The 18,770-nt window shown below is 37.8% G+C and carries 17 protein-coding genes, 2 pseudogenes and 1 riboswitch; of the genes and pseudogenes, 15 read left to right on the forward strand and 4 right to left on the reverse strand.

The genetic code is table 11. The features are described 5' to 3' along the window. The first annotated feature begins 41 nt into the window (after positions 1-41). Complete coding sequence (locus tag AN957_RS27740; protein WP_156319111.1) at positions 42-182, forward strand: hypothetical protein; 141 nt, start codon at positions 42-44, stop codon at positions 180-182. Positions 183-355: 173 nt separating this feature from the next. Here AN957_RS27740 and katA read toward each other — a convergent pair whose 3' ends face one another. Further along, positions 356-1,813 (reverse strand): catalase KatA, encoded by a 1,458-nt coding sequence (gene katA, locus AN957_RS12865; protein ID WP_056684488.1) that lies wholly within the window; start codon positions 1,811-1,813, stop codon positions 356-358. A gap of 348 nt (positions 1,814-2,161) precedes the next feature. After that, a riboswitch (SAM riboswitch) is annotated at positions 2,162-2,271 on the forward strand. A gap of 294 nt (positions 2,272-2,565) precedes the next feature. Here katA and AN957_RS12870 point away from each other — a divergent pair. The 11 genes and pseudogenes from AN957_RS12870 to AN957_RS29180 all read left to right on the forward strand — a co-directional run. Next, positions 2,566-3,756, forward strand: a complete 1,191-nt coding sequence (locus AN957_RS12870; RefSeq protein ID WP_056684491.1) for a glycine C-acetyltransferase — start codon at positions 2,566-2,568, stop codon at positions 3,754-3,756. 59 nt (positions 3,757-3,815) lie between these two features. Further along, positions 3,816-4,754 (forward strand): L-threonine 3-dehydrogenase, encoded by a 939-nt coding sequence (locus AN957_RS12875; protein ID WP_053475899.1) that lies wholly within the window; start codon positions 3,816-3,818, stop codon positions 4,752-4,754. A 480-nt stretch (positions 4,755-5,234) separates the two neighbouring features. Continuing rightward, complete coding sequence (locus AN957_RS12880; protein WP_053477517.1) at positions 5,235-5,942, forward strand: DNA alkylation repair protein; 708 nt, start codon at positions 5,235-5,237, stop codon at positions 5,940-5,942. Between the two features lie 181 nt (positions 5,943-6,123). Further along, positions 6,124-6,717, forward strand: coding sequence for a TetR/AcrR family transcriptional regulator (locus AN957_RS12885; protein WP_053475900.1), 594 nt, complete (start codon positions 6,124-6,126; stop codon positions 6,715-6,717). A 47-nt stretch (positions 6,718-6,764) separates the two neighbouring features. Next, positions 6,765-7,298 (forward strand): GNAT family N-acetyltransferase, encoded by a 534-nt coding sequence (locus tag AN957_RS12890; protein WP_281176500.1) that lies wholly within the window; start codon positions 6,765-6,767, stop codon positions 7,296-7,298. A 109-nt stretch (positions 7,299-7,407) separates the two neighbouring features. After that, positions 7,408-8,163 carry an SAM-dependent methyltransferase gene (locus tag AN957_RS12895; RefSeq protein ID WP_056684494.1) on the forward strand — a complete coding sequence of 252 codons (756 nt, stop codon included), beginning with the start codon at positions 7,408-7,410 and terminating at the stop codon, positions 8,161-8,163. A gap of 177 nt (positions 8,164-8,340) precedes the next feature. Next, positions 8,341-8,600, forward strand: a pseudogene (gene uvrA / locus AN957_RS26875) (ABC-ATPase UvrA); the annotation flags it as partial. A 294-nt stretch (positions 8,601-8,894) separates the two neighbouring features. Then, positions 8,895-11,072: an HYR domain-containing protein gene (locus tag AN957_RS12900; protein WP_056684496.1), complete on the forward strand. Its 2,178-nt coding sequence runs from the start codon at positions 8,895-8,897 to the stop codon at positions 11,070-11,072. Positions 11,073-11,262: 190 nt separating this feature from the next. Next, complete coding sequence (locus AN957_RS12905) at positions 11,263-11,520, forward strand: hypothetical protein (RefSeq protein ID WP_053475901.1); 258 nt, start codon at positions 11,263-11,265, stop codon at positions 11,518-11,520. A gap of 233 nt (positions 11,521-11,753) precedes the next feature. Then, positions 11,754-11,837, forward strand: coding sequence for an IS3 family transposase (locus tag AN957_RS29175; RefSeq protein ID WP_075209303.1), 84 nt, complete (start codon positions 11,754-11,756; stop codon positions 11,835-11,837). After that, a pseudogene (locus AN957_RS29180) lies at positions 11,838-12,029 on the forward strand (hypothetical protein); the annotation flags it as partial. It lies immediately after the preceding gene. A gap of 224 nt (positions 12,030-12,253) precedes the next feature. On the opposite strand, the gene AN957_RS28840 reads toward AN957_RS29180, so the two are convergent. Continuing rightward, the gene (locus AN957_RS28840) at positions 12,254-13,321 is read right to left on the reverse strand and encodes an HYR domain-containing protein (protein WP_056684499.1); all 1,068 of its coding nucleotides are present in this window, start codon (positions 13,319-13,321) and stop codon (positions 12,254-12,256) included. A gap of 551 nt (positions 13,322-13,872) precedes the next feature. Between AN957_RS28840 and AN957_RS12920 the strand changes: the two genes are divergently transcribed. After that, entirely contained in the window at positions 13,873-14,742 is an 870-nt protein-coding gene (locus AN957_RS12920) for a serine hydrolase (RefSeq protein ID WP_056684502.1), read from the forward strand. 133 nt (positions 14,743-14,875) lie between these two features. On the opposite strand, the gene AN957_RS12925 is transcribed toward AN957_RS12920, so the two are convergent. Both AN957_RS12925 and selD read right to left on the reverse strand, forming a co-directional pair. Next, positions 14,876-15,535, reverse strand: a complete 660-nt coding sequence (locus AN957_RS12925) for an arylamine N-acetyltransferase family protein (RefSeq protein WP_245637786.1) — start codon at positions 15,533-15,535, stop codon at positions 14,876-14,878. Between the two features lie 217 nt (positions 15,536-15,752). Then, positions 15,753-16,805 carry a selenide, water dikinase SelD gene (gene selD, locus AN957_RS12930; RefSeq protein WP_082446566.1) on the reverse strand — a complete coding sequence of 351 codons (1,053 nt, stop codon included), beginning with the start codon at positions 16,803-16,805 and terminating at the stop codon, positions 15,753-15,755. 148 nt (positions 16,806-16,953) lie between these two features. Between selD and AN957_RS28090 the strand changes: the two genes are divergently transcribed. Together AN957_RS28090 and selA are read left to right on the forward strand one after the other, a co-directional pair. Continuing rightward, positions 16,954-17,190 (forward strand): Rdx family protein, encoded by a 237-nt coding sequence (locus AN957_RS28090; RefSeq protein WP_342668482.1) that lies wholly within the window; start codon positions 16,954-16,956, stop codon positions 17,188-17,190. Between the two features lie 141 nt (positions 17,191-17,331). After that, positions 17,332-18,735 carry an L-seryl-tRNA(Sec) selenium transferase gene (gene selA / locus AN957_RS12935; protein ID WP_053475907.1) on the forward strand — a complete coding sequence of 468 codons (1,404 nt, stop codon included), beginning with the start codon at positions 17,332-17,334 and terminating at the stop codon, positions 18,733-18,735. Positions 18,736-18,770 lie beyond the last annotated feature (35 nt).

Below are 18,770 nucleotides of genomic sequence, written 5' to 3' on the forward strand. Positions count from 1 at the left end.
CATTCGACTAGACTTTCAGCGGGAGGGAAGAGGAAAAAGTAATGGAAAAAGAGGCAGAAGATGAAATAGGAGGCAGCTTGGGTGCCACTAGTGATTTTGGTGAACTTAAATACCAAAATCAAAAAGATATAGTTGCAATAAAGAAATTAAGTGCCCACATTTTCCAAAAGAATGAAAAATAGAGTCTTAATAAGATTTTATGAACCTAATTATTCCAAAATATTGCAATATTGAGCTTTAAAAAGAAGTTATGAACCTATTATTTCCAGTAATAACCAAAATGGGGTAAGTAAATTTTAAAATATGCAAATAGGGCATCCATCATATAAGACGGATGCCTTGTTCTATGAGTCTATTATTTTACTTCTTGCGGAACTTTCAAGCCAAGTCCTTCTGCAATACGAGTACCGTATTCAGGATCAGCCTTGTAGAAGTGCTGGATTTGACGAAGCTTAATTTTCTCCAATTCAACAGGCTTCATTGCTGAAACTATATTTGCAACTAAGCGAGTACGTTCTTCTTCAGACATTAAGCGGTAAAGGTCTCCTGGTTGAGTATAATGATCGTTGTGATCATAGGCGACACTTTCAGCAATTCCGGTGATAGGGAATGCTGCTTGCTTATGTTCTGTTACTTCTGTAGGTCCGCTAAAGCTGTTTGGTTCATAGTAGACAGAACCGCCACCATTGTTATCGAACCGCATTTGTCCATCACGCTGATAATTCTTCACTTCATTTCTCGGACGGTTAATTGGCAATGCTTGATGGTTTGCACCAACACGGTAGCGATGAGCATCATGGTAAGCAAATAGGCGGCCTTGCAGCATTTTATCTGGTGAAACATCGATTCCAGGAACTAGAGTGCCAGGTGAGAATGTTGCTTGTTCCACTTCTGCAAAGTAGTTTTCTGGATTTTTATCTAAAACCATTTTTCCTACTTCAATTAATGGATAATCTTTATGTGACCAAATCTTTGTTACATCAAATGGATCAAAGCGGTAAGTATTTGCATCTTCTAGCGGCATGATTTGAACTTTCAAAGTCCAAGATGGATAATCACCATTTTCAATTGCGTTAAATAAATCCTCTGTATGGTAATCAGGATTTTCACCCGCAAGTTTTGCTGCTAGGTTTACATCCATGTTCTTCACACCTTGATCAGCAATAAAGTGATATTTCACCCATACGCCATCACCGTCTTTGTTTGTCCATTTAAATGTATGGCTTCCATATCCATTCATATGTCGTAATGTTGCTGGGATTCCACGGTCTCCCATTAAGTATGTTACTTGATGAAGGGATTCAGGTGATAATGACCAGAAGTCCCAAACAGCAGTAGGATTTTTCAAATGAGTCTTTGGATCTCTCTTCTGGGTATGAATGAAATCAGGGAATTTAATCGCATCGCGAATGAAGAAAATCGGTGTATTGTTTCCAACTAAGTCATAATTTCCTTCTTCCGTATAAAACTTTACAGCAAATCCACGTGGATCACGTACAGTATCCGCTGAGCCAAGTTCACCAGCAACAGTAGAGAAACGGATAAACATTGGTGTGCGTTTGCCCACCTCTGATAAAAAGTCAGCCTTTGTATATTTCGTTAGATCGTTTGTTACTTCAAAATATCCGTGTGCACCTGCGCCTTTTGCGTGAACAACACGCTCAGGTACACGTTCACGGTTGAAGTGAGCTAATTTCTCAAGTAAATGTACATCTTGAATTAATGTAGGGCCTCGAGAACCAGCAGTCATTGAGTTTTGGTTATCACCAACGGGTGCACCCCAGCTTGTAGTTAGATTGTTGTTATTAGTCATTTCATATTCACCTCATATAAATTAGTTAATTACCTCTTGCATACAATGATAACACTTCTCAACAAAAAATCAATATTTATTTATAATTAATACAAATAAAAAATAAATATAATAAAATAATAGATAGAATGAAATGCTTTGACATAGGACAATGATGTTTTCTAAAAATATGTATTGTATGGATGGGGATGTCCTATTTGCAACAACAGTATAATTATATGAAGAAGTTTGGAAATAAGAACAAGTGAGAAGATTTTAATCACGAAACTTATTGAATTGCTTGACTTTTAGGATTATTTAAATAAAATAGAAGTTGGAATAGCAAAAAATGAATAGCAACACATCACTTTCTTATCCAGAGAGACTGAGGGACAGGCCCTAAGAAGTCTCGGCAGCAGGTTCTTAAATGAACACTGTGCCAATTCCTGCAGATGCATTACGTGTCTGGAAGATGAGAATGAGATGGTTTCGTAAGTACGAGCCTTCTTTTTTTCTTTTGGATGAGAAAAAGGAGGTTTTTTTCGTTTAAATACCTACTCATTACTTTTAAAAAAATAGAGCAAACTAGGAAATGCAGCTAAAAAATTTTACCGTCTATTCTGTCCATGAGGTATGTACAAAGTTAAAAATTATGTTAAAGTATAATCTAAGAATCCTTTACATAACAAGGTTGCAGATGTCCTTTCTAGAAAAACAACTGTATACTGTAAGGTGACAATTAGTGTGAAAATATCTAACTGGGGGATTTAATAATGACAAGTAAAACATTAGATGCATTTTTAAATGAGAATCTAGAAGATTTAAGAGGCAAAGGGTTATACAATGTGATCGACCCTCTTGAAAGCCCGAATGGACCAGTCATTAAAATAAATGGAAAAGAATTAATTAACCTTTCTTCCAATAACTATTTAGGTCTGGCAACAGATGAACGATTGAAAAAAGCAGCGACTGATGCACTTAACAAATATGGGGTTGGTGCTGGAGCTGTCCGGACAATTAATGGAACATTGGATATTCATCTTAAACTTGAAGAAAAATTAGCTGAGTTTAAACATACAGAGGCTGCAATTGCGTATCAATCAGGGTTCAATTGTAATATGGCAGCGATTTCAGCTGTAATGGATAAAAATGATGCGATCCTTTCAGACGAATTAAATCATGCTTCAATTATTGATGGCTGCCGTTTATCAAAAGCAAAAATTATTCGGGTTAACCATTCTGACATGGAAGATTTAAGAGCGAAAGCGAAGGAAGCGAAAGAATCAGGTCTTTATAATAAAATCATGGTTATCACGGATGGGGTTTTCTCAATGGACGGGGATATCGCAAAACTTCCTGAAATTGTTGAAATTGCTGAGGAATTTGATCTAATAACGTACGTAGATGATGCACACGGATCAGGTGTTCTAGGTGATGGAGCAGGAACAGTTAAGCATTTCGGATTATCCGATAAAATTGATTTTCAAATCGGAACACTTTCTAAAGCAATTGGCGTTGTGGGCGGTTATGTGGCTGGGAAGCGCGAACTTATTGATTGGCTAAAAGTTCGCAGCAGACCTTTCCTTTTCTCTACTTCATTAACACCTGCTGATGTTGTTGCGAGCACGAAGGCGATCGAAATATTAATGGAAAGCACTGAATTAAATGAGAAGCTATGGGATAACGCAAACTATTTAAAAGCAGGATTAAAGAAATTAGGGTTTGATATCGGGAATAGTGAAACACCAATTACACCATGTATTATCGGTGATGAAGTAAAAACACAGGAGTTCAGTAAAAAGCTGAATGAAGAAGGCGTTTATGCGAAGTCAATCGTGTTCCCAACCGTACCAAGAGGAACAGGCAGAGTAAGAAATATGCCTTCTGCTGCACATACAAAGGAAATGCTTGATCAAGCAATTGCGATTTATGAAAAGGTTGGAAAGGAAATGGGCATTATCTAAAAGATGAACATTTCTTAGATAGAGAACACTTTCGAAAAGGGAAGAGATGGAGGCAATCAATGAAAAAGATCTTTATTACAGGTGCATTAGGGCAAATTGGGTCTGAATTAACTGTTAAGCTCAGAGATATTTATGGTACAGATAATGTGATTGCAACAGATATTCGAAAAAATGAAACAGAAGCTGCACAGTCGGGTCCTTTTGAAGTGGTAGACGTAACTGACTCAAAAACGATGATTGAGGTAGCGAAGAAATATAAAGTTGATACAGTTATTCATATGGCAGCACTGCTATCTGCGACTGCAGAGGCAAATCCTGTATTCGCTTGGAATTTAAACATGGGTGGACTTATGAATGCACTAGAAACTGCAAGGGAATTAAGCTGTCAGTTTTTCACACCTAGCTCAATCGGAGCGTTCGGCCCTTCTACGCCAAAGGATCATACACCTCAGGATACCATTCAGCGTCCGACAACAATGTACGGGGTAAATAAAGTAGCTGGTGAGCTGCTAGCTGATTATTACTATCATAAGTTTGGTGTTGATACGAGAGGATTAAGATTTCCTGGCTTGATTTCCTATGTAACTCCTCCTGGAGGTGGAACTACGGACTATGCAGTTGAAATTTATTATGAGGCCATTAAAAATAGACGATATACATCTTATATTGATAAAGGAACATATATGGATATGATGTATATGCCTGATGCATTAAATGCAATTGTCGAATTAATGGAGGCTGATGCATCCAAATTATTACACAGAAATTCATTTAATGTGACGGCAATGAGCTTTGATCCAGAAGAAATTGCAGCTGAAATCCGCAAGCATATCCCAAGCTTTGAAATGAATTATAACGTCGATCCTGTTCGTCAAAAAATTGCCGATAGCTGGCCAAATTCAATCGATGCTAGTGCAGCAAAGGAAGAGTGGGGCTTTAAAGCGGAATTTGATTTAGCAAAAATGACAGCAGATATGTTAGAGAAACTGAGCAAGTAAACATGGAAAGGACAGCTATGATTAGCTGTCCTTTTTAAATCTATTCCAAGATGAATGTGTGAGGAGATGCTGATAAAGTCAAAGTATTTGCCGTAAGTTATTTTTTGTAATGAAGTTGAACGACATATTGGCATTCAGCTTCTCCTTTTCTCCTTTGACAGATATAAGGAATGATAAATTTTTAGAGTATAGTTAGTTATTTGTTCATCATATTCTGGATATTCGTAATTTAGTTTATATTCTTTCATCTTTTTTGGCGATACCAAGAATTAATTCCATCATTTCGTATTCGCTTCTCAATTTTAATCCCTCCCAAAATTATCTCTAATACATTATAACATGGAGGATTTTCTAAAAATGTTGGCTGTAGTCCAATTACTTGAAATGAATAATGGTAAAATAGAGAAGTATGAAAGACTGGTAAAGAAACAAACCTTTTTCACAATTAATTGGGTATTTTTAAGGAGGAAGTGCAAAACTATGGATTTCGAAACAGTTATGCGAGAGCTTGAAGCCCTTGGTAAGGAACGAACTAAAAAAATGTACATATCCAATGGTGCGCATGATCCGCTTTTTGGAGTGGCAACTGGTGCCATGAAACCAATTGCAAAGAAAATAAAAATAAATCAATCTTTAGCTGAAGAACTTTACGCCACAGGTAACTACGATGCCATGTACTTTGCAGGGATTATTGCAGATCCAAAAGCAATGAATGAATCGGATTTTGACCGTTGGATGGATGGAGCGTATTTTTATATGCTGTCCGATTATGTGGTGGCAGTAACTTTATCAGAGTCAGATATTGCCCAAGACGTTTCAGATAAGTGGATTGCAAGCGGTAATGAGCTGAGAATGTCAGGGGGCTGGAGTTGCTATTGCTGGCTTTTAGGGAATCGTAAGGACAATGAGTTTTCTGAAAGTAAGATTTTCAATCTGCTTGATTTTGTGAAAGATACGATTCACGATTCGCCAGAGCGAACGAAATCCGCTATGAATAATTTTCTATACACTGTGGGGATTTCATATTTGCCTCTTCATGAAAAGGCAGTCGAGACCGCAAAGGAAGTAGGCATAGTAGAAGTCAAACGGGGAATGAAAAAAAGCAGTTTCCTAAACGCTTACGAAAGTATTCAAAAAGAAATTGATAGAGGGAAGCTGGGTTTCAAACGTAAATATGTAAGGTGTTAAAATAACATTCATAGGGGTGTTGATCCAAAAAGGATCAATACTCTTTTTGTTGAAGTTACAAAACGTTCAAGGGGAAGAGTGTAAGTACAGTTAAAAATAAGACTTGAAAATGAACAACAATGTCTAGTATTATAAAATAGACATTGTTGTTCATTTTAATGAGAAGGAGGTAGTAATATTTGTGCCAAAAGTAACTGAAGCTTATCGGAGAAAAAAACAATTAGAAATAGCTCACGCTGCGAAAAAAGTATTTGAAACTAAAGGTTACACAGATACCTCAATGAATGACATCATGCTTGAAGCAAATATAGCAAGAGGAACTCTATATTCTTATTTCGATAGTATTGAGCAAGTTTTTTTGGAAGTTTTAGCAATAGTAGATAATCATTCTTTTACTTTTATAGAAGAAGTCTGCAATATGAAATTTGTTGATCAGTTGAATACCTTGATTTACAAGGAAGTAGTAGATCTGTTGCGTCAACCATCACTTGTTCAAGCAAGGGCAGAATATTTCTTTTCATTAGAAGATACTACTTTTTTTGAGCAAAGACATAAGAGAGTTATTGAGGGAATCACAAATTTTCTTCAACAAGGAGTTGAGTCAGGAGAATTTGCACCTCAAAAAGATGTTAGATCTATTGCACATTTTATGCTTTCATTTGTAGATGGTCTCATGCTAAATACTTCACAGCTTGGCGAGACTTCTAATTTTGTGTATGATCAGTTAGAAGTTTTTCATAGTTCACTCTATTATTTACTTGGGGTGGAAAATTAAAAACTAGGAATGGCAGTTGAACTTATTTAATAAGGGAGAGTAATGTATTGTTTAACTCTAATAGAATCAGTTTAAGAAAAATGGTAAGTGAGGATGCAGAAATGTATCATTCTTGGAGAAATGATATGGATGTCATGGTATCAACAAATCCCTCACTAGATCTTTATACATTACAAGATACAAAAGAATTTGTGGAAAATGTTATATTAAGCTCCAGTTCTTCAAAAAGTTATATAATATTTGAAAAGGAATTAAATAAGTCCATTGGTATTACATCATTAATTAATATTGATTATAAAAATAGAAATGGTGAATGTATTATTGATATTGGTGAAAAGGATTTCTGGGGAAAGGGATACGCAAAAGAAACATTAAAATTATTGCTCGATTATGCCTTTCAGGAAATGAATTTACATCGAGTATCACTAAGAGTGTTTTCGTTTAATGAAAAAGCGATAAATTTATATACGAAAATTGGCTTTAAACATGAAGGGGTTAGCAGACAGTCCTTGTTTAGAAATGGTCATTGGCATGACATTTTTCATATGGGGATTCTTCAATCCGAATATATTAAGCAGTAGATAATTTATAATTTGCAAGTTTTTTATATTTACCGGATAATAGCTTTCATTAAAATTAACATATTTTGGTAATTGGATTAAATATTCAGCTCTAAAGGAGTTGTTAAATTTGGATAGAAATAAGTTTTCAGCGATTGCGCACCGTAATCATGCTTTCAGTAACCCAATTAGTGAGACAAAGATGATGAAAATGCTTGAAATGATTTCATTGGATTCACTGGATACGGTTATTGATATTGGTTCTGGTAAAAGTGAACTAATCATTCGTCTAATCGAAAAATATAATGTATCCGCAACTGGAATAGAATTGTATGAAGGTGCCATTAAGGAAGCGAAAAGGAATGCAAACGGCAGAATTCCTGATGACCGTTTAGAATTTATCGTGGATGATGCGAGGACTGCAATCGATAAATGTATAAAAGAAGGTTATGAACTAGGTATGTGCATTGGTTCAACACATGCATTAGGTGGATTGGAATCAACATTACAGACACTGAATCGGGTAGTTAAGAAAAATGGATATATTCTAATCGGTGAAGGTTATTGGAAACAGTCTCCTAGTAAGGAGTATTTAGCTGCTCTTGGAGGAGTGGATGAGTCGGAACTAAAAACCCATGCAGAGAATGTAATGGTTGGTGAGGATTTGGGTTTAGTTCCTCTATGGTCATATGTTTCAAACGATGATGAGTGGGATGAATACGAATGGCTTTATTCTTCATCAATTGAAAATTATTGTCAGGAAAATCCTGATGATCCAGATCGAGATGCGATGCTAAACCGAATTCGGACATGGAGAACAACTTACTTGAAGTGGGGGAGAGATACTTTAGGATTTGGATTGTATTTGTTTAGAAAATCAATTTAAAAGAAAATGTAATATAATAACTAGTAAACAAAAATTCCCATGAATTTAACGGTGACAGTATCATAAGTACATAAGGTTTTTAGAGGGTGTCCATTAGTATCGGACACTCTATTTTTATGTTTAGTCCAATAAGAAATTGGCCCGAAAAAAGCAGCAAGAAATTGAATATTAGATCAGGATTTGTCAACCAAACTTACTAGAATTATAAAAATTGGATTGGGCTACTTAACATTGGACGTCAAGTAATTACTTTATCCGGAGGGGAAGCCCAAAGAGTAAGGTTATCCGCACTTCTAGATTCAGCCTTAACAGGTGTCCTTTACATCATGGTTGAGCCGACTGTTGGATTGCACCCAAAGGATACATTAGGTCTAGTAAATGTATTAAAGGGGTTAAGAGATTTAGGGAATACTGTTTTACTAATAGAGCATGATGTATATTTCAATCAGAAGATCATTGGAGGTGAAAAATAAAACTATTCCTTTGGGTATTAAGTCTAAGCACTAGATGTTTGTCTTAGCATATATTATTTAGAACTTTGTAATTAAGAGGAAAGACCTCTTCACAATTTATTTTTGAAAGGCAATCAAAAGTCGCCCAAACCGATTTAAGGGAAGTTTATATACTAAATAAGTTTTTAGATAACAAGGACATTTGGTATATATTATCAAACTAAGGCAAAATCCAGAATCAGTTTAGTTTATGAATAATCAGAAAGGCGGTAATAGATTATGTCAGAAGAAAGAATAAAAAGGATAACGAGTCCACCTCCAATGCAACAAATGATAGTGCAAAGTGAAGAACATGAGGAGAATGAAGAAAATACATCCGTATCAATACTACAAGTGGATTCAACAGATTTTCGAATCTCAACTTTAAATGGACGGCCCGAAAATGAGCCTACTGTAGCGGTCAATCCAAATAATCCCTCGTCAATCATTGCTGCTTCTCACGCCTATACACTTGCAAATGGATTTCCTCAATTCGGGGTATATCGATCCACTAATGGAGGTGCTTCATTCACAACTTCGTTTCTCCCAGTTCCAGTAGGATTTAGAAATACAAGCGACCCAATCATAGATGCCGATTTAAACAATAGGTGGTTATTAGCTGGTATCGCTGTTCAACCTGTTTCAGATACAGTAGATAGGGCATCCATCATTGTTTATCGGTCAGTTGACGATGGAGCAACTTTTTCTAATGCCATTAATGTTTCTGGAATAGACAATAATTTCTTTGATGATAAGGAATATCTTGCATTCGACAAGACGCTAACAAGTCCGTTTCAAGGGAATGCCTATATTAGCTATACTAGGTTTACTAATGATGCTGCAGCCACCTCTCAAATTTTACTTCAAAGGTCTGAAGATGGTGGTTCGACATGGATGGCGCCAGTCGCCATCTCAGCGGCAATTGGAGGAGCTCCCTTTGTCCAAGGATCAAATGTTCAAGTAGGTCCGAATGGAGAAGTATATGTTGCTTGGATTGAGGGAGATTTCACTAACGCCACGTTTCGAATTCGCCGGTCAGATGATGAAGGGGTAAATTTCGGTCCCACTGTTAATGTCAGTCCTATTGTTCGAGTTCCTTTTACACTAACTGCGGAGGTACCTGAATGGGCATTCCGTGTCCCTACCTTTGCTTTTCTTGGGGTAGATACATCCGAATGTTTTGGTTCTGCGAACTTTGCAAGAGTGTATGCTGTATGGCAGGCTTACGGCACATCCAATGCTCATATTCTTTTGTCTTTCTCCGATGATGGTGGAGCAAACTGGTCTCCCCCCACTCGTGTTGACAATAGTCCAGAGGATACCCAAAATTTTTTCCCGTTTGTATCCGTTTCTCCATGCAGCGGCACGGTAACTGTTATTTACTATACAAACCGTGAATCTACTACTCTTCTAGATGTTTTTTTAGCAGTTTCTATTGATGGAGGAGTCAATTTTACAAATACACGGATAACCGACGTTTCTTTTAACCCTAATGCTGATCCAACCTTTGGTAATCCTAGTACATTTATTGGTGATTATATCTACTCGGCCTTTATTCCTCCAGCTTTGCCAGAACCGGAAAAGTTAATCTCAGTATGGACTGACACTCGGAGTAACAACAGTCAAGATATCTTTGGAAACATTAGCGATCTAGAACGCATACCAACTATCGTTTGTTCAGGTAACATCACTCAAAATAATGACCCGGGTGTATGCGGAGCCATTGTCAACTATCCAAATCCAACTGTAAGTACTAGCTGTCCTGGAGTGACTTTTAGCTGCAGCCCGCCTTCTGGTTCTCTGTTCCCAGTGGGTACCACCATCGTCAATTGTACGGCTTCCGACATTTGTGGAGGATCGGCGGAATGTTCCTTTATGGTCACAGTCAACGATGTCGAACCACCGACTATTATCTGTTCAGGTAACATCACTCAGGATAATGACCCTGGTGTTTGTGGGGCAGTAGTGAACTTTCCACCGCCAAACATAAATGATAACTGTCCTGGAGCAACATTTGTTTGTACACCAGCATCAGGTTCCCTTTTTCCTATTGGAACTACTTTAGTGACATGTTTAGCTACTGATACCTCTGGAAATACAGCAGAATGTTCGTTTACAGTAACAGTAAACGATGTCGAAGTGCCGGTGATTGATTGCCCTGAAGATATTACATTATTTAATGATCCAGGTACAAACGGAGCTATTGTCAATTTTCCAGATCCAATAGTAAGCGACAATTGTCCTAACGTTACTGCTTTATGTACACCAGCATCTGGATCTTTCTTTCCTCCCGGTAATACCACTGTCACTTGTATCGCTACAGATGCTGCAGGAAATACCAGTACTTGTTCGTTCAACGTGAGAGTAATTGTAGATCCTTGTCGGTTTTTTAGCGGCAGATGCAGTCGAAGGAGATAACGATTAAACCACACATGGGATCAAAAAGAAATGAATACTTTATACACATCTAGTTAACATAAAATTAATTTCGGAAATTCTCAAATCAAAAACCCCCTTGAGCTGTAGAGTGACCCAGTAAAATGAGACAAGGAAAAAACACCCCCTGAGTCGTATTTATTACTTATACGATTTTGAAGGTGTTTTTCTTATGGGGACAAGAGTTCATTACCCAGAGGAAATTAAGTGGAAAGTGATCGAGTTAAAACAAAAAGGATTTACCAACCACGCTATTATGGACCAATTGGGCATTAAAAATGTTTATCAAATTAAAACTTGGATGAAATGGCATAGAGAAGGACGGATTCACAGATTTTCTCAGCCTGTTGGCAAACAATACACATACGGTAAGGGACCATATGGATTAAGTAAAGTAGAGGAATTAAGAAGAAAGAACAAACAATTATAGACACAGTTGGAAATTCTAAAAAAGTACCAAGAGTTAGAAAGGAGATAGAGCCGGAGATAATCTTAAAGATTGTTGAAGATCTTTGTTCTATGTATTCTATCATCAGTATATTAGCCATTTTGAAAGTACCAAAAGCGACTTATTATCGCTAGAAGAAAAAGTATCGCCAAGTTTTAGAGGAGCTAATTGTCGCTCGTTGTGAAGAAAAATATTTTCGTTATGGACACCGTTAAATAAAAGCTTTACTTAAGCGAAAATACCAGTTAGTTGTAAATCGGAAAACTGTCCAAAGAATCATGCAGAAATACAAAGTGTAGTGTCAAATTAAAGTGAAACGACCAAAATACTTAAACGGGGAAAGTAATATGGTAGTAGAAAATCTTTTAAATTGTCAGTTCAGTGCAATAAAACCCAATGAAAAATGGGTAATAGATATTACATATTTACTTTATGGGACAACAATGTTGTATTTATCAACAATTATAGACTTGTATAACAATGAAATTGTGGATACGCATTCAGGCAAAATTAAACTACCTATCCCCTATTGAATTTAAAGGACAGGCAGCATAGGTGTTTTTTCTAAGTCTTAAAACTATGGATCAGTCCATAATAAACAGATTTTTGTTATTTCATCTGTCTACTTTATAGGGAGCATATCACTACACCACACCGCTTTTTCTATAAATATATTACTATATAATATACGAGATAGTGTAGATTAAAAAGCTTGCTATCTTCGTCTACATCTACCACTAAAAAACCGACAAGGATCAACAACCACTGTCACATCGAAAGTACAAGTGCTGGTATTTCCAGCAGCATCTGTTGCGGTACAAGTGACCGATGTCGTACCGGGAAGAAAGAAAGAACCAGATGCTGGCGAACAAACAGTAGTGACAGCTGAGCAGTTATCGCTCACGGTTGGAGGTGGATAATCTACAATAGCTCCATTTGAACCTGGATCATTGAAAACGGTGATGTCAGGAGGACATTCGATGGTTGGTGGTATAGTATCAGGGATAAGGGTAATTTCAACGACTCCGTTCCCTTGTCCGCCACCGGCAGTATTGATCTGGTTGCTGCCTGCATTAAAAGAACCGCCACCGCCACCGCCACCATCACCAGCATTTGCAATTTGTTGACCACCACCACCACCGCTAAAACCGCCGCCACCACCGCCACCATCGAAAGCGCCACCACCGCCACCGCCAAAACCACCAGTACCTCCGCCACCACTACCCGTACCGCCAATTCCTCCAGCGTCGATCGCGGTTCCACCGCCACCGCCACCTCCAACACTACCACCATCTGTAAAGACGCCTGCGCCACCACCGCCGCTATCAACGGCGCTACCACCATTGCCGTTTGTTCCGCCGCTACCACCAGGATTCCCAGCAGTTCCATTTGTAGTAATCGAAGCATCTATTCCAGGATTACCATTAGTAATTTCACCCTGGCCACCGCCACCGCCGCCACCAGCAGCAATTAGAAGGGATGCAAGGCTTAAATCAGAGAAGTCATTTCCACGCCAAATAAAAGAACCGCCGCCGCCGCCGCCAGCACTTGTAGTGCTATTCATTCCTGCTCCTCCGACCAATATGGATAGGGTTTCTCCAGGGGTCACCGAAAAATCACCTTGAATCGAAGCACCGATTCCACCAGCACCACCATTAGTTCCAAAATCAGGGATATTCCCACCATTGCCACCTGCTGCACCCACAGCACGGATGGTTATAGAGCATACATCTGGTGGGATAGAAAATGTTTGAAGATCTCCCGTAAAGAAAAAGGTTACCATTCATTGTTCTCCTTCCATATATTTTTCCTGAATATACTGGTTTAACAGGTCCTTACTTACAATCCAAATCACGTGACTTGGTTTTTAGAGATTAGTTGGACAACATAATGACGTTGAAAAGCTTGACCACTAAATGAATTATTAAACAATTAAAAATCCTTCCTTGGTTGTATCTATACCTTCACCATACTATATGTAAAATTATCCTTAAGGAGTTTGTACAAGTGGGAACAGGAGAAATTGGACATTAACCTAAAAGAAAAGGCAACAAAAAAACAACTTTTCTTATTCAGCAAAACTAGCTAATAGTTTGTCAATATTTTTCTCTAAAAGCTTAAAATATCTCATACTATACTAAATTTAGGAATATTAAATAACCTTCCAAGGTTCTATGATTGGAAAGTTTTGGGCTGTTTAGTTTTATTTTTAAACTAGGCTAGACCTATGAAAGCCGATTTGCCTTTTAAAAGTTTATATTAAAAAAATTTCTCAGATGCCATATTTGAAGGCTATTTTTAAAACAGCAAGAAAGTCAATTAACGAGCCTATTTATGAAAGGTTTTATGCATTTCATATTTAGCCTTTTTTCCCATTCAACATTTGATTGCGAATTCATTAACCTAATTAAAATTAAGATTTTCTTAATACTTTTCTTTATATTTTCTAAAGTTTTGCCTTCTACACTTAGGCTAAATGAGCCAGAATGGTTTATCGATGGTCCAGCAGGTATTGTTTCTACAGCTGACGATATGGCGAAATGGTTAATCTCACAACAAAATGGCGGGATGTATAAGAATAAGCAAATACTAAGTTCTAATGGTATTCAAATAATGCAAACTTCTGCAAGTTCAGAGATATCATATGGAATGGGTTGGAATATCGGAGAAACAGAGGATGGGAAAAAACAAGTTCAGCATAGCGGAATTTTATGGACATACAAAGCTGAAGAAGTTTTATTGCCGGAAGATGGATATGGTGTCGTCATGCTATTTAATAGTGGGTTGAATACATTTGTTGACTATTCTTCTTTTATAAGTGGGATTACAAAGATATTAGCCAATCATCCACCGGAAGAGTCTTTTTTTGGCAGCAAACTTCTAGAAATAGGAATGATCGTTCTAATTGTGTTGACTATCATTTTAGAAATTAGAAACTTACTTCGTATAACAGACTGGGAGAAAAAATACAAAAAACGTCCAAAATGGCTCTCATTTTTCTATCTCATTATTAGGCTGATCCCGCTCTTTCTGCTTATCTTTATTCCACAAATCATGACATTTATTGGGGGTGGGAGAGTTCTTAATCAGAAAGGAATCTTTATGACAATGCCGAGTATTATTATTTGGCTTGGAATAGCTTCTATAATGAGTCTAATAATTGTTATATCACGGATGATCCGAATCTTTCAGTTTAAAATATAGATCAAATGATACTATTGCTATGGGCTTAAGGACTGCAACGAATGCAGTCCTTTTACATTTTAATATAAAAATGTTTTTCAAGAAACTTTATTTTTTCTTTCTCAGAAAGCTCCCATTTTTCCTTTTGCCCATTTTACGTTTGGGTAACGGTTAAGCCAGATAAGGTTATTCGGCCATCTGCAGTCGCGATTGTAACGATATCACCATGTGTGAAAGTAGAGTCTGGAGACGTTTGATTATATAGACATCCTTCTGTAAAATCTTCAATATTTTTAACAGCGGTTGTAAATTGATAGAGTGTCTGCCATTGATTTTCATCAAAACGTTGTAAATCAAATGAACCTTGCTCAGTTTGAATGACTCGATAAGTCCCGCTTACATCCGTCTGTTCCACTCCTGTTAAGGGAATTGGCTGTCGAACAGAGTCCCCGAAGCCAACATCTACAAGGTAGGGACGGTCTAAGTGAACAATAATAGCAGCATGTGTATCTGCTTTTGCCCACCCTTCAGGCTTTTTCACGGTGCAAGCTATGAGGTGAGAATGATAGCCTAGATTTGTTAAGAGCAGTTGGAATAGCCCGTTAAGTTCATAGCAAAATCCTCCTCGCCCATTTCCCATAACTTTTTCATGAAAGCGATCGATGATTAATTTAATTTCCACTTTACGTGTGACATCTAAATTTTCAAATGGGATATTTTCCATATGATTTTTCTGGAGTTTTGCCAGATATTCTAATGTTAACTGCTCTTCCTTTTTTACCGAAATGCGTTTTAAGTATGCCTGAACATCCATAAAAACACCTTCACTTTCTCGCAGATTAACGGGCTGTAAAATCCCAACTCAGAAATTGAGAGAACAGAAAATTCCAAGTGGGGGATCAACATCCCGTAAATGCCCGACGACTGACAGGATGTCCTAGTCAGGCGAAAGCCACAGGACGTGGCGTACCTGAGCGTGATTAGTTCAACTAACAATCAGTGGGGGATGAAGCCCCCCACTAATTGAAGTTTCACTTTATCAAATAAATGAGTTTTTCCTGTCTTTCGGATACTCTCCCAATAATAGATGCACAATGAAGCCCGGCATGATGTAATTGTTGAACATATTGATCTGCCTCTTCTTTACTCATGGCAACAAGCAATCCTCCTGATGTAATCGCATCGCAAAGAATATATTGTTCATCAGGTGCCACGGTGCCATAATCAACGTCATCCACAAGCCAGTTATAGTTTGCTTTTGTGCCTCCAGGAATGACCCCTTTCACAGCAAGTTCATATGTACCATCAAGAATAGGGATACGATTATAATCAATTTCAAGGCTTACATTACTTCCTCGAGCCATTTCGCTTCCATGACCTAGTAGACCAAATCCAGTCACATCGGTTACCGCATGGGGTGTAAAGAAAGTCAAAATTTCAGCAGCGATTTTATTAAGAGAAGCCATAGTTTCGGTTACTTCTCTTTCTTGTTCTAAGGTCACAACTCCACGTTTAATCCCGGTTGTCATGATTCCAACACCAATCGGCTTTGTTAGGACCAGTACATCATCTGGCTTGGCACCAACATTTTTCCATACATGGTTTGGATGAACAATACCTGTTACAGAAAGACCAAATTTAGGCTCTTGATCATCAATGGAATGTCCTCCTACCGTAATTGCGCCGGCTTCTTTCACCTTATCAGCTGCACCTCTAAGTATCTCTGCTAATATATCAGGTCCCAGTTTTTTAACAGGATAACCAACAATATTTAGGACTGTTTTGGGCTGACCTCCCATAGCATAGACATCACTAAGCGCATTTGCAGCGGCAATTTGGCCAAACATATATGGATCATCGACGATCGGAGTAAAGTAATCGATTGTTTGTATTAATGCAATTGAATCTGTTAATTGATACACACCAGCATCATCGCTTGTTTCATGGCCAACAAGCAATTCTGGAACTGGATCTTGTTTCGGCAGCAGTCGCAAAACTTGCGACAAGTCCTCAGGACCAATTTTGCAGCCTCAGCCAGCTTTTGTTGACAAAGATGTCAAACGAATTTTTTCTTGCTCACTCACTGATACCACCTCCAACCATCAGTATACCTCTATTACTGAGTAAAATCACTTGATAGTATTTCAACATTTGTGGAAAAACTGCATTTATACTACAATAGAAGTGAAAAAATATGAATGTTTCGAGAATTTATACTTGGAGGTCAATGATATGAAAACCTACGAAGTTAAAGTCGAATTTTGTATGCAGTGAAACTATGCACCGAAGGCCGCGAGTTTCGCGGAAGAGTTATTTACACATTTTCGAACAAATATCAAGAAATTGGAATTAGTTCCTAGCTCTGGCGGGGTTTTCGAAGTGACTGTCAACGGAGAGAAAATTTACTCTAAAGATGAAACAGGCTTATTTCCGAAAGCACAAGAAGTAATTGGAAAAATGGAAGCATAGCCTTTTAACAAACCTTCTCTATATAAAGGGAAGGTTTGTTTTATATAAAAATATTATGTAAACTAAAATGTTAATTAGACTTCCTTTAGCCCTAAGGCAAAAATGGTATATAATAAATCTGCAAGAGAAGGAGGGGGCAAGTTGAAGAAGTTACTAAGAAATATACCTCCTGTTCATGAGCTCCAAAAGGATTCGCGTTTTGTTCTATTGTTGGAGAAGAGCGGGATTGATTCAATACATATGACAAATGAAATGAAAAAAGTACTTGAAAACGTTCGTGCTGAAATTATCAATGGAAAATGGCAAGGATCTGATCCAGGCAGTCAGCAATTTGTAGATTTACTTTTTCAGCGTTTAGAGGAACATGTAGGTAAGCAATATAGCTACACGATTAAACGAGTGATTAATGCAACGGGGACAATTCTGCATACAAACCTAGGACGTGCCAGACTGAGTGAACGTGCTGTAAAACATGTGCTTGAAACAGCCTTACATTATTCCAATTTAGAGTATAAGCTTGAAGAAGGTGAGCGTGGCTCAAGGCATAGTCATATTGAAGGACTGTTGAAAGAGCTAACAGGTGCAGAGGCTGCTATGGTTGTAAATAATAATGCGGCAGCGGTCTTCCTCATACTTAAGGCATTAGCAAATAACCGTCAAGTGATTGTATCAAGAGGCCAGCTTGTCGAAATCGGCGGTTCTTTTCGGATCTCTTCTATAATGGAAGAAAGTGGTGCAGAACTCGTTGAAGTAGGTACAACAAATAAAACACATCTTGCAGATTATGAGCGAGCGATTACTGAACATACGGCGATGGTTTTAAAAGTTCATACAAGCAATTTTAAAGTGATTGGTTTTACAAAAACAGTAGAAACGGAAGATTTGGCATCGCTTGCGGAAGAACGGAATATTCTTTTTTACGAGGATTTAGGGAGTGGTGCGCTTTTTAATTTTGAAGAGAAAGGAATTGGCGATGAACCGGTAGTTAAGGAAGTGCTGCAAAAGGGTGCGGATCTTGTTTCATTTAGCGGGGATAAGCTGCTTGGTGGTCCGCAGGCAGGAATTATTGCGGGTAAGAAGGAACTAATAAATCAGTTAAAGAAGCATCAGCTTGCAAGGGTTTTACGAGTGGACAAAATGACACTTGCTGCATTGGAAGGCACTTTAATAGATTATTTAAAAGGGGATGCAGGGATGAAAAATATTCCTGTGATTAGAGATTTATTAACTTCAAAGGAAGAACTGGAAAGAAGAACGCAAGCCTTTATCAGCAAGCTTTTAAGCAGCACTGATCTGTACGATGCAACATTAAAGGAAAGCATTGGACAAGTAGGCGGAGGCACGATGCCAGATGTTGAGCTCTATACTTATGTTGCAGTTATTAAACATAAGAAAATGAGCGCGGACCAGCTCGCAAGGAAGCTAAGAATGGGTTTCTCACCTGGAGTGATTGTTAGAATCCATAAAGAAGAAGTTCTAATAGATTTAAGGGCTGTAACGAAGGAAGAAGAAGTCCATCTCCTTTATTCACTAACTTTAATATAGACAAGGATAACAGCTGAAGCGATAAGCGACAGCTG

The organism is Cytobacillus solani, assembly GCF_001420595.1.
Lineage (GTDB): Bacteria > Bacillota > Bacilli > Bacillales > Cytobacillaceae > Cytobacillus > Cytobacillus solani.

Coding starts and splice junctions, on each gene's coding strand:
- AN957_RS12920 (WP_056684502.1), top strand. CDS start 13,873: ATGAAAGGTTTTATGCATTTCATATTTAGCCTTTTTTCCCATTCAACA.
- AN957_RS12870 (WP_056684491.1), top strand. CDS start 2,566: ATGACAAGTAAAACATTAGATGCATTTTTAAATGAGAATCTAGAAGAT.
- AN957_RS12925 (WP_245637786.1), bottom strand. CDS start 15,535: ATGGATGTTCAGGCATACTTAAAACGCATTTCGGTAAAAAAGGAAGAG.
- AN957_RS12905 (WP_053475901.1), top strand. CDS start 11,263: ATGGGGACAAGAGTTCATTACCCAGAGGAAATTAAGTGGAAAGTGATC.
- AN957_RS28840 (WP_056684499.1), bottom strand. CDS start 13,321: ATGGTAACCTTTTTCTTTACGGGAGATCTTCAAACATTTTCTATCCCA.
- AN957_RS12880 (WP_053477517.1), top strand. CDS start 5,235: ATGGATTTCGAAACAGTTATGCGAGAGCTTGAAGCCCTTGGTAAGGAA.
- AN957_RS27740 (WP_156319111.1), top strand. CDS start 42: ATGGAAAAAGAGGCAGAAGATGAAATAGGAGGCAGCTTGGGTGCCACT.
- AN957_RS12900 (WP_056684496.1), top strand. CDS start 8,895: ATGTCAGAAGAAAGAATAAAAAGGATAACGAGTCCACCTCCAATGCAA.
- katA (WP_056684488.1), bottom strand. CDS start 1,813: ATGACTAATAACAACAATCTAACTACAAGCTGGGGTGCACCCGTTGGT.
- AN957_RS12875 (WP_053475899.1), top strand. CDS start 3,816: ATGAAAAAGATCTTTATTACAGGTGCATTAGGGCAAATTGGGTCTGAA.